At 74.4% G+C, this 14,818-nt stretch carries 11 protein-coding genes; 3 read left to right on the forward strand and 8 right to left on the reverse strand.

Annotated features, from left to right (window positions below):
• Positions 1–143: 143 nt before the first annotated feature.
• From ACFVZH_RS10105 to ACFVZH_RS10115, 3 genes are all read left to right on the forward strand, one after another.
• Positions 144–581, forward strand: coding sequence for a gamma-glutamylcyclotransferase (locus ACFVZH_RS10105; protein ID WP_384895213.1), 438 nt, complete (start codon positions 144–146; stop codon positions 579–581).
• A 167-nt stretch (positions 582–748) separates the two neighbouring features.
• Positions 749–1,552 carry a purine-nucleoside phosphorylase gene (locus ACFVZH_RS10110; protein WP_384895215.1) on the forward strand — a complete coding sequence of 268 codons (804 nt, stop codon included), beginning with the start codon at positions 749–751 and terminating at the stop codon, positions 1,550–1,552.
• Between the two features lie 352 nt (positions 1,553–1,904).
• Positions 1,905–3,554: a phospho-sugar mutase gene (locus ACFVZH_RS10115; RefSeq protein WP_384895217.1), complete on the forward strand. Its 1,650-nt coding sequence runs from the start codon at positions 1,905–1,907 to the stop codon at positions 3,552–3,554.
• Between the two features lie 180 nt (positions 3,555–3,734).
• Here ACFVZH_RS10115 and ACFVZH_RS10120 read toward each other — a convergent pair whose 3' ends face one another.
• The 8 genes from ACFVZH_RS10120 to pstC form a co-directional block, all read right to left on the reverse strand.
• Positions 3,735–4,556, reverse strand: coding sequence for a phosphate ABC transporter ATP-binding protein (locus ACFVZH_RS10120; protein ID WP_384895436.1), 822 nt, complete (start codon positions 4,554–4,556; stop codon positions 3,735–3,737).
• Between the two features lie 100 nt (positions 4,557–4,656).
• Positions 4,657–5,532 (reverse strand): sortase, encoded by an 876-nt coding sequence (locus ACFVZH_RS10125; RefSeq protein ID WP_384895219.1) that lies wholly within the window; start codon positions 5,530–5,532, stop codon positions 4,657–4,659.
• On the reverse strand, positions 5,529–6,779 hold the full coding sequence (locus tag ACFVZH_RS10130; protein WP_384895221.1) for a hypothetical protein: 1,251 nt from the start codon (positions 6,777–6,779) through the stop codon (positions 5,529–5,531). Before ACFVZH_RS10130 ends, ACFVZH_RS10125 begins: the two co-directional genes overlap by 4 nt.
• Before the next feature lie 214 nt (positions 6,780–6,993).
• Entirely contained in the window at positions 6,994–7,968 is a 975-nt protein-coding gene (locus ACFVZH_RS10135; RefSeq protein WP_384895223.1) for a hypothetical protein, read from the reverse strand.
• A gap of 130 nt (positions 7,969–8,098) precedes the next feature.
• The gene (locus tag ACFVZH_RS10140; RefSeq protein ID WP_384895225.1) at positions 8,099–10,687 is read right to left on the reverse strand and encodes a hypothetical protein; all 2,589 of its coding nucleotides are present in this window, start codon (positions 10,685–10,687) and stop codon (positions 8,099–8,101) included.
• The gene (gene pstS / locus ACFVZH_RS10145) at positions 10,684–12,516 is read right to left on the reverse strand and encodes a phosphate ABC transporter substrate-binding protein PstS (protein ID WP_384895227.1); all 1,833 of its coding nucleotides are present in this window, start codon (positions 12,514–12,516) and stop codon (positions 10,684–10,686) included. Before pstS ends, ACFVZH_RS10140 begins: the two co-directional genes overlap by 4 nt.
• A complete protein-coding gene (pstA, locus tag ACFVZH_RS10150; protein WP_384895229.1) occupies positions 12,513–13,748 on the reverse strand; it encodes a phosphate ABC transporter permease PstA in 1,236 nt (411 codons plus the stop codon). Before pstA ends, pstS begins: the two co-directional genes overlap by 4 nt.
• 13 nt (positions 13,749–13,761) lie before the next feature.
• Entirely contained in the window at positions 13,762–14,808 is a 1,047-nt protein-coding gene (pstC, locus tag ACFVZH_RS10155; protein WP_384895231.1) for a phosphate ABC transporter permease subunit PstC, read from the reverse strand.
• Between the last annotated feature and the right edge of the window lie 10 nt (positions 14,809–14,818).

Consider the following 14,818-nt stretch of genomic DNA (forward strand, 5'->3'; position numbering starts at 1 on the left):
GCACGCTTCAAGTGCGTACCCCATTCTCCCGCACGCCCCGCACTGCCTCACGTCGGGGCACCGTAGGCGCGCCGACGGGCCCGCGCACGCCCGCCACCTCGGAGTTCGCCGGACACCCCGCCCGCTCCCGTAGTCTCGGTCCCATGTCGCTCTACGCCGCTTTCGCCGGCAACCTCGACGCGCGGCTGATGAGCCGCCGCGCACCCCACTCCCCGCTGCGCGGCACCGGCTGGCTGAACGGCTGGCGGCTGACCTTCGGCGGCGAGCAGATGGGCTGGGAGGGGGCGCTGGCCACCATCGCGGAGGCCCCCCGGTCCCAGGTCTTCGTGGCGCTGTACGACATCGCGCCGATGGACGAGGAGTCCATGGACCGCTGGGAGGGCGTGGGGCTCGACATCTACCGGCGGATGCGCGTGCGGGTGCACACGCTCGACGGCGACGAGCCGGCCTGGGTGTACGTCCTCAACGCGTACGAGGGCGGGCTGCCGTCCGCCCGGTACCTGGGCGAGGTCGCGGACGCCGCCGAGTCGGCGGGCGCGCCGCACGACTACGTGATGGAGTTGCGGAAGCGTCCCTGTTGATCCGCCGGGGGCGACCGGATCACCCGTTCGTCGGAAACGACAAGACAACGATCGCATGTCCGTCAGCTCGGCATCTACGCGCGTAGGCAATCTCCGGCTAGGCTTCTTCGCGTACCAAATCCGTCCGGGGCCCACCTCGGACCCCCCTCCCCGAGGCGAGAGAGTCAGTGAACGCAACTGCCACCCCGTACGAGGCCGCCGAGGCCGCTGCCGCACGTCTTCGCGAGCTGACCGGAGTCGAGAACCACGACGTCGCCCTGGTCATGGGCTCGGGCTGGGCGCCCGCCGTCGACGCGCTCGGAGCCCCCGAGGCCGAGTTCCCGGTCACCGAGCTCCCCGGCTTCCCGCCGCCCGCCGTCGAGGGCCACGGCGGCAAGGTCCGCTCGTACAAGATCGGCGACAAGCGCGCGCTGGTCTTCCTCGGCCGCACCCACTTCTACGAGGGCCGCGGCGTCGCCTCCGTCGCCCACGGCGTCCGCACCGCCGTCGCCGCCGGCTGCAAGACGATCGTCCTCACCAACGGCTGCGGCGGCCTCCGCGAGGGCATGCGCCCCGGCCAGCCGGTCCTCATCAGCGACCACCTCAACCTGACGGCCGCCTCCCCCATCGTGGGCGCCAACTTCGTCGACCTCACCGACCTGTACTCGCCGCGGCTGCGCGCGCTGTGCAAGGAGATCGACGAGACGCTGGAAGAGGGCGTCTACGTCCAGTTCCCCGGCCCGCACTACGAGACCCCGGCCGAGATCAACATGGTCCGCGTCATGGGCGGCGACCTGGTCGGCATGTCCACCGTCCTCGAGGCCATCGCGGCCCGCGAGGCCGGCGCCGAGGTCCTCGGCATCTCGCTCGTCACGAACCTCGCGGCGGGCCTGTCGGGCGAGCCGCTGAACCACGAGGAGGTCCTCCAGGCCGGCCGGGACTCCGCCGCGCGGATGGGCGAGCTGCTGACCCGGGTCCTCGACCGGATCTGAGTTCCTCCCGCGCCCCTCGCACCGCCCGGCCCCCGGGCCGGGCGGGTCCCGGGGCGCCGCCGCGGCCGTCGGCCGCCGGGGTCCTCCCGGCCGCCCGCCGACGACGCCGCCGCGCGGGACCTCTCGCTCCCCCTCTCTCCCGACCGGGGGCTCCGCCCCGACCCCGGTCGGCCGAACGCCGGACGGGCCGCGTTCCCGGCCGTCGGGCCGAGTCCTCCGGCCCCGCCGGGCGTGTGAGGCGCGGGGCCGCCGCGGAGCCGCCGGTTACGGGAAGGGCCGGGACGGGGAATGGCTCCGCGCAGCGGCACACCTCCGCACCCTCCCGCCCGCCCCACTCCGAAAGGCACACACCGTGACGCAGGACCTCATCGCCCAGGCCCGGGCATGGCTCGCCGAGGACCCCGACCCGGAGACGCGCGACGAGCTGGCCGCGCTCCTCGACCGCGGCGCCACCGACGAGCTCGCCGCCCGGTTCGGCGGCACGCTCCAGTTCGGCACCGCCGGGCTCCGGGGCGAGCTGGGCGCCGGACCGATGCGGATGAACCGCTCGGTGGTCATCCGCGCGGCCGCCGGACTCGCCGCGTACCTCAAGGCGAAGGGCGAGGAGGGTGGCCTCGTGGTGATCGGCTACGACGCCCGTTACAAGTCGGCCGACTTCGCCCGCGACACCGCCGCCGTGATGACCGGCGCGGGGCTGCGCGCAGCGGTCCTCCCCCGCCCGCTGCCGACGCCCGTCCTCGCGTACGCCATAAGGCATCTGGGTGCCGTCGCGGGCGTCGAGGTGACGGCGAGTCACAACCCGCCCCGGGACAACGGCTACAAGGTCTACCTGGGCGACGGCTCGCAGATCGTGCCGCCCGCCGACGCGGAGATCGCCGCCGAGATCGACGCGATCCGCTCGCTGCACGACGTGCCGCGCCCCGAGGCCGGCTGGGAGACCCTCGGCGACGAGGTCCTGGCCGCCTACCTGGAGCGTACGGACGCGGTCCTGACGCCCGGCTCCCCCCGCACCGCTCGGACCGTCTACACGGCCCTGCACGGCGTCGGCAAGGAGGTCCTGACGGCCGCGTTCGCCCGGGCCGGCTTCCCGCCGCCGGCGCTCGTCGCCGCGCAGGCCGATCCGGACCCGGCGTTCCCCACGGTCGCCTTCCCGAACCCGGAGGAGCCGGGTGCCATGGACCTCGCCTTCGAGGCGGCCCGGGCCGTGGACCCCGACATCGTCATCGCCAACGACCCGGACGCGGACCGCTGCGCCGTGGCCGTCCCGGACGCCTCCGTCGAGGGCGGCTGGCGGATGCTCCGCGGCGACGAGGTCGGCGCGCTGCTCGCCGCGCACCTGGTGAACAAGGGCGCCACCGGTGTCTTCGCCGAGTCGATCGTGTCGTCCTCGCTGCTCGGCCGTATCGCCGAGGCGGCGGGCGTCGGCTACGAGGAGACGCTGACCGGCTTCAAGTGGATCGCCCGCGTCGACGGCCTGCGGTACGGCTATGAGGAGGCGCTCGGCTACTGCGTCGACCCCGAGGGCGTCCGCGACAAGGACGGCATCACCGCCGCGCTGCTCGTCACCGAGCTGGCCTCGGTCCTCAAGGAGCAGGACCGGACGCTCACCGACCTGCTCGACGACCTCGCGGTCGCGCACGGGCTGCACGCCACGGACCAGCTGTCGGTGCGCGTCGAGGACCTGAGCGTCATCGCGAACGCGATGGCCGCACTGCGCGAGCGGCCGCCCGTCTCCCTCGCCGGGCTCACGGTCGTCTCGGCCGAGGACCTCACCAAGGGCACGGAGTCCCTCCCCCCGACGGACGGCCTGCGCTACCACCTCGAAGGCGCCTACAAGGCCCGCGTGATCGTCCGCCCGAGCGGCACCGAGCCCAAGCTCAAGTGCTACCTGGAGGTCGTCGTCCCCGTCGCCGACGCCGGCGGACTCACGACGGCCCGCGCCACCGGCGCCGAGCTGCTCGCCGCGATCAAGCGGGACCTGTCCGCCGCCGCGGGGCTGTAGCCGCGACGATCCCACCCGAGGGCCGGTACGGAAGCGATTCCGTACCGGCCCTCGGGCGTACGGCCGTTCCGCACCGGCCCGGGGGCGTACGGCCGTCCGGGTGAATCCGTACGGCGGGTGACGCGGGACGGGGGCCGCGTGCCCGGGGCCGCGTGCCCGCGTGGTCCGGGTGGCTCGGGGTCAGCCGAAGCGGCCGTTGACGTAGTCGGCGGTACGGGGGTCGGCCGGGGAGCCGAACATCGCATCGGTCGGGCCGTGCTCGACGATGACGCCCGGGGTGCCCTGCTCGGCGAGGAAGAAGGCGCAGGAGTCGGAGACCCGGGCCGCCTGCTGCATGTTGTGGGTGACGATCACGACGGTCACCTCGGCCTTCAGCTCGGCGATGGTCTCCTCGACGCGCCGGGTGGAGGTCGGGTCGAGCGCCGAGCAGGGCTCGTCCATGAGCAGGACGCGGGGGCGCACGGCGAGCGAGCGGGCGATGCAGAGGCGCTGCTGCTGGCCGCCGGAGAGCGCCCCGCCGGGCTGCCGGAGCCGGTCCTTCACCTCGCGCCAGAGCCCGGCCTTGGTGAGGCACTCCTCGACGAGGTCGTCCTTGGCCTCGCGGCCGGCCCGGATGCCGCCGAGCTTCAGGCCGGCGAGGACGTTCTCGTGGAGGGACATGGCGGGGAACGGGTTGGGCTTCTGGAAGACCATGCCGATCTCGCGGCGGGCCTGGGTGATGCGGCGGCCCCGGTCGTAGATGTCGGCGCCGTCGAGGAGGACCCGGCCGGCGAGCGAGGCGGTGCCGGTGAGCTCGTGCATCCGGTTGAGGATGCGCAGGAAGGTCGACTTGCCGCAGCCGGAGGGGCCGATGAGCGCGGTGACCTCACGGGCGGGCATGGCGAGCGAGACCCGGTCGAGGACCTTGCGGTCGCCGAACCAGGCGGAGACGGCGTCGGCTTCGAGGGCGGCGGCGCGGGACGGGGCCGCCGGGCCCCCCGGGGCGGGCGCGTTCCCCCGCACGGGCGGCAGGGTGACGGTGTCGGCGAGCTCGGTCACGGGGTGACTCCCTTGTGGTCGGCGGCGGGTTCGGGAGCGTGACTCCCGGGGGTGCGGCGGAGGTTCAGAGAAGGTTCGGGAGCAGCCGGGTCAGCTCGCCGGAGACGAGGACGCCGAGGGCGACGAGGACCGGGACGGCGGCGACCCAGGTCTGCCGGGCGCCCCACCTGCGGCGGGCGGCGACGGTGAGGAGCGCGGCGGCGAGCAGCCCCTGGAGGCCGAGGAGGATCCCGGGCCAGACGTCGGACTCGCCGGCGAGCGGCTCCTCGGCGGCGGTGATCCAGCCGGGCCTCAGCGGCCGGGGCGGGCTGGGCCACGCGGTGCCGAGCAGCCTGGCGTCGACCCGGACGACGTCCTCGGGGGTGTACGCGCCGCCGCTCGCGGTCAGCAGGGTGAGCCGGCCTTCGCCCGGGCCGAGGCGGGCGGGCAGCGGGTCGCCGGGGCGGCGGACGGCCGTCACCTCGTACACGGCCTCGCCCTGGCCGGTCGTCACCTCGATCCGGGCGCCCACCGGGAGCCGGTGGACCCCGAGGAAGGGGCTGCCGTACCCCCACTGGCGGCCCATGATCACGCTCGCCCCGGGCTGGCCCGGCAGGGCCGTGTCCCGTCGGTGGCCGGGGCCCGACATGAGGACCCCGGACGTGGTGCCCTCGGCGACGACCTCCCGGAGCCCGAGTGCGGGGACGCTCAGCAGGGCGACGGGCGCGCCGAGGGCGACCGGCTTCCCGTCGTAGGTGGACTGGCCCACGGGGGCGGTGCCGAGGGCCAGTTGCTCGCGCAGCTCGTCGTAGGCGGTGGACTGGTCGCGGGCGTGCTGGAGATGGCCGACGACGGTGAGGTTGGCGGCGAAGCCGATGAGGAGGGCCGCCAGGACGCACAGCGCCGCCCCGGCCAGGGCGAGCCCGGCGCGGGGGGCGGTGGGGGGCGGTGCGGTGGTCACGGGCGGGGGGCCTTGCGACGGCGGGTCTTGATCACGGCGGCGGCGCCGAGGAGGCAGAGGGCGAGCGAGCCGAGGGCGGCGGACGCGGCGGTGGAGCCGGTGGCGGCGAGGTTGCCGGAGCCGCCGTTCGTGGTGGTGCCGGTGGAGCCGGAGCCCCCGCTGGTGCCGCCGGAGCCGGAGCCCGCGCCGGAGCCGGAGCCGGAGTCCCCGCCGGAGGAGCCGCCGATGGCGTCGGTGTCGGTGGAGGCGGTCGGGGTGGGCGTGCCGCTGGGCTCGTCGGTCGGGCCGTCGGTCGGCTCGTCGGTCGGGCCGTCCGTGGGCTCGCCGGTGGGGGTGCCGGTCGGGGTGCCCGTGGGCGTCGGGGTACCGGTGCCGGTGGGCGTCGGGGTGCCGCTCGGGGTGCCGGTGGGGGTCGGGGTGCCGGTGGACTCGCGCACGTACAGGGTGAGGAACATGGAGGAGGCCGTGTGGGCCGCGGGGTCGGCGGGGGTGAACGCGGCGAGGAGGGGCAGGCCGTCGTTGCCGTTGGCGACGAGGCCGGTGAGGGTGGTCTCGGCCCTGCCGTCGGCGACGGCAACGGTGGCGATGTCCACGATCTCGTCGTTGACCAGCTTCTGGAAGGTCACCGAGCCGGCGGCGTCCTTGGGCTGGACGGTGGCGATGATCGTGGCCCGGCCGCCGGCAACGGGTTCCACCGGGTCGGAGACGACCTCGGTGACCGTGGCCCGCTGGGCGACCGGCGCCCAGGTGTCGCCGGTGACCTCGATCATCGCGGAGAAGTACTCGGCCGTGTCGGGCGAGGTGGCGGTCCGGCAGTGGAGGCGGAGCTCGTAGCGGCCGTCGAGGGCGTCGGCGGCGCGGAAGCCCAGGAGCGCGTCCTTGAGCGTCGGGTGGCCGGCGGTGGTGAGGCCGCGGGTGAACGGCCCCGCGCTGAGCGGCCCGCCGGGGACGAGGTCCGCGAGGCTCTGGGTCATCTCCCGGCTGTCGGGGTTGACGACGACGAGCCCGCCCTTGACGTAGGGGTCGTTCCCGTCCGCCGGCGCCGGGCAGCCGGCGGTGGTGGTGACACCGGTGGCGAGCGGGTCCGCGGAGACGCTGCCGGAGCCGCCCTGGAGCGTGAGACTCCCGTGCAGGGTGAGGGCCTTGGCGGGGGCGGCCAGCGCGAGGACGGCGGCGAGCGCGCCGCAGAGCAGGGCGAGCGCGGTGAGCAGCGCCACCGGCGAGCGGAGTGGTACGGGGCGGTTCATGCGGGGTCCCCCCGGGGAGTCGGTCACGGAGTCGGTTGCGGAGACGGGGTCCGGCGGGTGGGTGGGCCGGAGTCGGTTGCGGAGACGGGGTCCGGCGGGTGGGCCGGAGTCGGGGCGGCGGGCCGGGCCCCCGGTACGGGGCCGGCTCGGGTACGCCGTGGGGCCGGGCACCACGGGGGTGCCCGGCCGGTGTGCGGTCAGGTGGAGCCGGTGATCAGCGCTCGCCCTTGACGGTGGTGGCGCCGCAGGCGGTGCCGAGGGTGCCGAAGCCGTAGTTGGCGATCGTGGTGCCGGCGGCGCAGACCTTGGAGGACGAGCCGACGAAGGTCGAGGCGATCGTGGCGTTGGTGAGCTTGGCGGTCGGGACGACGTTGTAGACGTCACGGGTGAAGGGGAAGGAGAGGTTCAGCGTCTTGTCGGCGTTGCGGGGCGCCACGGTGCCGACGGAGCCGAGCACGGCGGCGCCGCGGCGGTCGGTGACGACGGCCTTCTCCTGCGCCGTGTACTGGGCGACGGAGTACGGGGCGATGTCACCGGCGGTGTCGAGGACGGTGCCGTCGTTCTCCTGGACGCCCTGCTGGACGCAGGCGCCCGGCGCGGTGACGCCGATGGAGGCGAGGAAGAACTGGCGGGTGCCGGAGTTGGTCTGCGGCAGGATCGGGGTGAGCGCCACACCGTTCAGCGACGTCGTGGTGCACTCGTAGATCGCCTTCAGCTGCGCGGCCGTCAGGTCGGACGGCAGGGCGCTGTCGGAGCGCTTCACCCAGGACACCGCGTCCTTGGCGAACGGGATCCAGGTCAGGTCCGTGGTGCTGCTGTCGACCGGGCCGCGCGAGGAGCGGGCGAAGTCCAGGCAGCCGGAGCCGGTGTCCACGGCGTTGCGCAGGGCGTCGATGCCGGCCGAGGAGCCGTTCGGCCGGTTGATGACACAGCCGGTCGCCTTGGTCTTGACGGTGGCGGTGCCGGTGGCGTCCCAGGAGGCGATGACCTTCTGGCCGAAGGCGTTGACGACGACGTTGCCGAGGCCGTTCACGACGTCCTGGGTCGTGTCGGAGCCGACGCCGGCGAGCGTGCGGTACTGCGTGACCGGGTTGGGGTCCGCCTGCGCCGCCGGGGCGAGGGCGACACCGAGACCGAGGGCGGCGATTCCGAGGGCGGCACCGATACGAGCGCGGGACTTGACGTTCACTTCTGATCTCCTCCGTGGAAACGGATGTCATGGAATGGACGCGCAAGCAAAATCCGGATTCTTTATCCGGCCGGTCCGTCGACCGGCCGGGGACAACAATTCCCCATGGCGTTTCCGGGGACCACCACGATCAGCCGCTCTTCAGGTTACGAATTCCTGTCCTAGGTGAATCCGAGGGAATTCGGCGGCGGCGTGCGATTCCGAGGAGGGCGGGGCCGGCGAGGCCGGCGAGGCCGCCGGCGACCAGGACGGCGAGCAGCACCCAGCGGATGACCCCGAGGAGCTGCGAGGGGGTGCCGCCGGAGCCCGCCAGCTGCTCCGGCGGAGCGCCGCCGGAGCCGCCGCCCGCTCCCCCGCCGGAGGTCGGCGGCGGGCCGGAGGACGGGGAGGCCGGGCCCGCGGCGGCGCCCGTGCCCCCGCCCGTGCCGCCGCCCGCGCCCGCACCGGAGCCGGGTCCGGCGCCGGACCCGGGGTCCCCGGCGGAACCGGTGGACCCCGTACCGCCCGCGCCGGAGCCGGAGGCCGGTCCCGATGCCGTCGCCCCGTCGGAGCCGCCGGTGCCGGGGCCGGTCGGGGCCCCGCGTTCCAGGCGGTCGGCCGCCGCCGCGGTCTGGGCCTTCAGCCGCGCGGGCAGGGGGGCGTAGCCGAGGGGCAACTCGCCGGGGGCGGTGCCCTGTCTCTGGCCGGGCCCGGCCGCGTACCGGAGCACGCGCGCGTAGTCCCGGCGGGCGTCCGCCGGGAGGGTGGTGGACGCGGCGGCGTAGGTGACGGCGGTGAGCGGGTAGGCGCCGTTCCGGGCCCGTGCCGGGTCGGAGGCGAGGACGCCGGGGACGGCCGAGTCCCGGAACCGCTCGACCGCCTTGAGCAGGGAGGCCGTGGTGGGCCGGACGTAGCTGCCGTCGGCGTTCGGCAGGGCGGCGACCTGGAGCTGGTAGCGGGTGGCTGACGCGGAGTCGGTGAGGCCGTAGGCGTGCCGCTGGCCGATCAGGACGTCGGTGCCGACGAGCTTGGGCCCGTTGGTCACGTTGTCGTGCTGTGCCTGGTCCTTCGCGTTGTTCGTGCCGCGCCGGACCCAGCGTGCGGCGTCGTGCAGGTCCAGCGCGTAGGGCGAGCGCTCGGTGATGCCGTACGAGATGCTCTTTCCGTTCGACGTGAGTTCCGTCTCCGTGGGATCCGCCTTCACGAATTCGTCGGAGCCGCGGGAGGCGAGTCCCAGATCCTTGAAGTAGGGGTTTACCCTCATCCCCCAGGGATCTTTCCGGCCCTCCAGGAAAGCGCGCGCGTCACGGTCGGCGCGCACGTAGTCCCAGACGATCCGCGCGCTGTCGGAGCGGTCGGCGGGGAGCAGGATTCCGCCGGGATAGACCTGGGGCGCCTGGGGTGAGCGCCTGAATTCCGGATTCAGGTCCAGGAATTCCGGGTCGCGGACGATGGATTCCGGATTGCCCTTCAGATGGCCGGGGACGGGCGCGGTGTCGGTGAGGAACCGGACGTCGTACGGGTAGGAGGCGGTGAGGAGCTTCGCGAGGAGGCGGGGGTTCAGCTTCAGGTCCTTGACCAGTCCGATCCCGCCGGCCTCCCAGAACAGCCCCACGGCGAGCCCGTTGACGGCGACGGGCGCGTGCACGAAGCCGGCCCGTTCCCCGCCCGCCACGGGCTCGACGGTGAAGGCCAGGCCCGGCGAGGTGGAGGTCGGGTTCAGCAGGTTGCCCCGGGCCAGGTCCTCGCCGCGCTGGGTGAAGGTGAAGCGGGTGGTGCCGTCGGCGCAGAGCGCGGACTGCCAGGACGTGAGCGCGTCCGTGACCAGCTCGGAGCCGGTCATGCGGCGCTCGGCCTTGTCGGCGGGGCAGGGTTCGCGGACCGGCAGGAAGTCGAGCGGGAAGACGATCCGCCGGTTCCAGTTGGTGGTGGAGAACGGCGAGCTGTTCGGGCGGTGGTTGTTGCCGGTCGAGCCGTCGGGTTCGTGGGAGCCGCGGGGCACGACGACCAGCCAGCAGCCCCGGCCCCGCGCGTGCGTGCCGGCGCCGACCGGGTCGCCGCAGCCGAGGTGCGGGGCCTCCCGGGTGGTCTGGAGGTTGAAGGCCGCCTCGCCCGTGCCGTCGGACTGGGTGGCGGCGAAGAACTCCTCGTTGGTGTCGCCGGAGCTGAAGTAGGTCCAGTCGGTGACCTTCTTCGTCGGCGGCCCCGACACGGGCGTGAACGGGACGAACGGGCTGGTCAGCTGCCCGGGGACCTCCGGGTCGGGGATCGGCTCGGCGTACTCCCGCTCCAGCGGGTCGCTGCCGGCCACGAGCTCCCGCCGGGCGATGTGCGTGCCGAACGTGCCGCCGCTGGTGACCCCGGCGCCGAACTGGCACTGCTCCCTCTTCGGCCCCGCCGGGTCGTCGCCCCAGCACTGCATGATCTGGAGGTAGTCGGTGTTGTAGCTCTGCGTCGGCCTCCCGCCCTTCCAGGTCACCCGCAGTCCCTGGGCCCGCAGGTTCCGCGTCTGGTGGACGGTGACCTCGAGCGCCGAGAAGTCGTCGTACGGCCCCCGGGAGCCGCGCTTGGTCACGGCCGAGCTCCCGGGCGCGGTGCCGCTCCCGGTCACGCCCGCGTTTCCGGTCTCGGCGGCCACCGCCTCGCGGCCTTGGGGCAGCGGGAGCAGCGCCAGGGCGAGCGCGGCGAGCAGCGCGCCGACGCCGACGGACCTGCGCGGTACGGCGGTTCGGGCGGTCATCGGCTTCCTCCGGTGCCTTCGGTGCGATCCGTGCGGTCGGTACGTCCGGCGCGGGCCGTGAGGGCGCGCCCGACGAGCGGGGGGCCGACGACCGTGGCGAGCAACAGGACCGCCGACAGGGCCATGAGCAGGCCGCGCAGGCCGCCGTCGGTGTCGGCGGCGAGGGTGACGGGGGTGCCGACGATCCCGCCGGTGTCCTGGCCGGTGGACTGGCCGCCGGAGCCGCCGGCGGCCTGCCCGCCGGCGGAGCCCGTACCGCCGGCCGCCTCCCCGGCGGCCGGCTCGCCCGTGTCGGGGTCGACGGCCCCGCCCCCGGCCGCGGAGCCGGTGGCCGCGCCGGTGCCGGCGGAGCCCGTACCGCCTCCGCTCGGGGAGGAGCCGGAGGCCGTGCCGCCGCCGGTGCCCGCGGTCGCGGAGCCTCCGGTGGAGCCCTGGCCCCCGGAGGCGGTGCCGGTGGAACCGTTCGCGGAGCCGCCGGTGCCCGCGCCTCCCGTCGTTCCCGGACCGCCGTTGTTCACCGGGGTGGTGGTGCCGCGCGCGCCGCCCGTGCCGTCGGCGCACTGGGTCGCCCCGCGCCGGTCGCAGGACCGGGGCATGGGCGCGTTCTTCGCGAGGGTGTTGGTGCCGTCGGCGGAGAAGGTGGGGTTGCGGCAGCCGGAGAGGTCGACGGCGCCGGTGGGTGCGCCGGGTATCCGGCGGATCTGCTCGAAGCCCGCCTGGACCAGGTTCCTCGGCAGCGGCGAGTAGCCGAGCTCCTCGGCCTGCTGCTGGCCCTCGCAGAGGAAGTAGCGGGCGAACGTGCCGAGCGAGCGGCCCTTCTCCCGGGTGTGCGGGGCGGTCTCGGTGGTGGGGACGACCATGTAGCTGTAGCTGGAGAGCGGGTAGCCGCGCCGGTCGGTGGTCCGGTAGACGTCGTCGAGGATCTGGGTCAGGTAGTCGGTGGAGTTCCGGTCGTCGTTGATCCGGGCCCTGAGCAGGGCGACGGCGACGCCGGCCGCGGTCGGCTCGACGTAGTAGCCGGAGGAGTTGAGGACCTTGGCGACGGGGAAGTGCGCGTTGATCGCGTACGAGTACTCGACGTAGGTGATGGCCCCCTCGCCCTGCGGCTGGCGGACGTGCGAGGAGACGCCGAGCGAGCCGGACTTGGCGACGATGGTGGTGCCGGAGGCGACGGGGAAGTACGAGGTCATGCCGCAGGGCGCGGACCGGCCCGCGCGGCGGCAGTAGTCGTTCCACACCGCGCCGTGTTCCTTGGCAAGCCAGGTGGTGAACTGGGCCGTCGTGCCCGAGCCGTCGGAGCGGACGACGGGGACGATCCGCCGGGCCGGGAGGGTCAGGCCGGGGTTGTCGGCCTTGATCTCGGGCGCGTTCCACATGGTCAGCTGCCCGGTGAAGATCCTCGCGAGCACGGGCCCGGAGAGACGCAGGTTGGTGACCTGCCGGCCGCCGATCCGCAGGTTGTACATGAAGGCGGTGCCGCCGGCGACGATCGGCATGTACGCGTATCCGCGGCGCGGCGGCACGTCGGTGGCGTTGCCGTCCCGGAGGCCGTACGGGATCTCGGAGACCGCGAAGTCGACGGTGCCGTTCTTGAACTGCTCGCGGCCCTGGGAGGAGCCGTTGGCGGTGAAGTTGACCGTGAGGCCGGCGTTGGCGCCGATGTTGCGCCGCCACTGCTCGACGGCGTTGGAGCTCCAGGTGGAGCCGGAGCCGGTGATCTTGGTGTAGCCGGCGGCCCGCGCGGCGGGCGGCTGGACGAGCAGGCCGAGCAGCGCGCACAGGACGGCGGCCGGGCCCAGGAGGGTGCGGGTGACGGACACGGGTCTCACGGCGTACTCCTCGACGGTGCGGATGCGGACCGGTCCGCGGCCTTCCGGGGGGCGTCCGGCGCGGCGGCGGCCCGGCGGGCGGCGTCCTTCGCGGACGCGGCGGCCCCGCGCCGCTCCTGGCGCTTCGTCGGCTGCCCGGGTCCGCGTCCGCCCGCGATCCGGGCGAGGACGAAGAGGAGCAGGACCAGCAGCATGAGGACGGCGGCGGTGCCGAATCCGCGGGCGATCATGTTCGGTTCGGGCGACTTGACGAGTTCGAAGGTGGCGAGCGGCAGGGAGACCTGGGCTCCGGAGGTCGGCAGGGCGTTCAGCTCGGCGGTGAACCCGGCGGTGAGCAGGACCGGCGAGGTCTCCCCCACCCCGCGCGCGGTGCCGAGGATGACGGCCGTGGTCAGCCCGGAGCGGGCGGTCGGCAGGACGACGTGCCAGACCGTGCGCCACCGCGAGGACCCCATGGCGTACGACGCCTCGCGCAGGGTGCCGGGGACGAGCCGGATGACGACGTCGGCGGCCCTGATGATGATCGGGAGCATCATCACGGCGAGCGCGAGCGCGGCGGCGAGGCCGGAGCGCTCCATGCCCAGGGCCAGGATGACCGTCGCGTAGACGAACAGGCCCGCGACGATCGAGGGCAGCGCCGTCATGGCCTCGACGACCGTGCGGACCAGCCGGGCGAAGGGCCCGGGCACCTCGTTGAGGAAGACCGCGCAGACGATCCCGGTGGGCACGGTGAGCGCCAGCGCGATGCCGACCTGTTCGAGGGTGCCGACCACGGCGTGCAGGACGCCGCCGACGTCGAGCGGTTCGAGGGGGCCCGCCAGGCTCATGTCCTCGGTGAAGAAGTTGAGGTGGACCAGGGCCGCGCGGCCCTCCCAGAGGGTGAAGGCGACGACGAAGACGAGGACGGCGAGGAGGAGCAGCCCGAGGGTGCGCACGACGACGCCGGCGATCCTGTCCCGTACGGCGGGGCCGTCCTCGTCGAAGGAGACGAGCAGCGCGTAGAGCCCGAGGAACAGGGCGTACGCGACGAGCGTGAAGCCCACCGCTCCGCTGAACGGCAGCAGGCGGGCGAAGAGCAGCCAGGTGAGGGCGAGGGCGGCGGCCGCCGCGCCGAGGACGGCGTAGACGTCGGAGGCGCGCAGGCCGGCGGTGGCGCGGCGCCGTTCGGGTCCGGGCGGCGGGGCTTCCTCGGCGGGCGGCCGCAGCGTCGGCCGCTCCGGGGCGATGGTCATGTGGTTTCCCCTGTTACGCGTCGCCGGTGGCGCCGGAGCGGCTGCGGGCGACGATGGACGAGGCGGCGAAGTTGACGATCAGGGTCATGACGAAGAGGGCGAAGCCGGCTGCCATCAGGGCGGACATGCCGAAGGGGGTGGCTTCGCCGTAGCGCAGGGCGATGAGGGAGGACACCGAGCTGGTGCCGGTCTGCAGGAGGTGCCACTGGACGGTGAAGACCTGCGAGATGACCATGTAGACGGCGATGGTCTCGCCGAGGGCGCGGCCGAGGCCGAGCATGGTGCCGCCGATCATGCCGCCCTTGCCGAAGGGCAGGACGACGCTGCGGATCATGCCCCAGCGGGTGGCGCCGAGCGCGTAGGCGCCCTCGCGTTCGCCGGCGGGGGCCTGGGAGAAGACCTCGCGCATGATCGAGCAGATGATCGGCGCGACCATCATGGCGACGACGAGCCCGGCGACGAACGTGGACGAGGTGTAGACGGTGGGCGGGGCCAGCGGGTCGTCCGGGTCGGCGCCGTCGACGCGGAGGAACGGGATCCAGCCGAGGTACGCGGCGATCCACCGGGCGATCGGCAGGATCGATTCCTCCAGCCAGAAGACGCCCCACAGCCCGTAGACGACGGACGGCACGGCGGCCATCAGGTCGACGGTGGAGATCAGGGTGCGGCGCAGCCGGGGCGGCGCGTACTCGGCGATGTAGAGCGCGGCGCCGGTGGCGAGCGGGACGGCGACGGTGATCGCGACGAGGGCGATCAGGACGGTGCCGAGGAGGACGGCCGCGATCCCGAAGCGTCCGGCGTCCGGCTCCCAGTTCTCGGTGGTGAGGAAGGAGAACCCGGCGCTGTCGAGCGCCTGGCGGGCCCGGTGGAACAGGAAGCCGCCGACGAGGAGCATGACCGCGAGGACGAGGCCGCCGCCGGTGCGGGCGACGGTGCGGAAGACCCGGTCGGGAAGGCCGGGGTCGGCGTGCAGCCGCCTCGGCGTGTCGGGTCCGTCGGGCGGGCCCGCCGGACCGCCGGTCGGCGGCGGGTCGAGTGTCTCGGTCGTCTCGGTCGTCACGGGAAGGACG

Origin of the sequence: Streptomyces sp. NPDC059534 (genome assembly GCF_042743475.1) — a bacterium.
Lineage (GTDB): Bacteria > Actinomycetota > Actinomycetes > Streptomycetales > Streptomycetaceae > Streptomyces.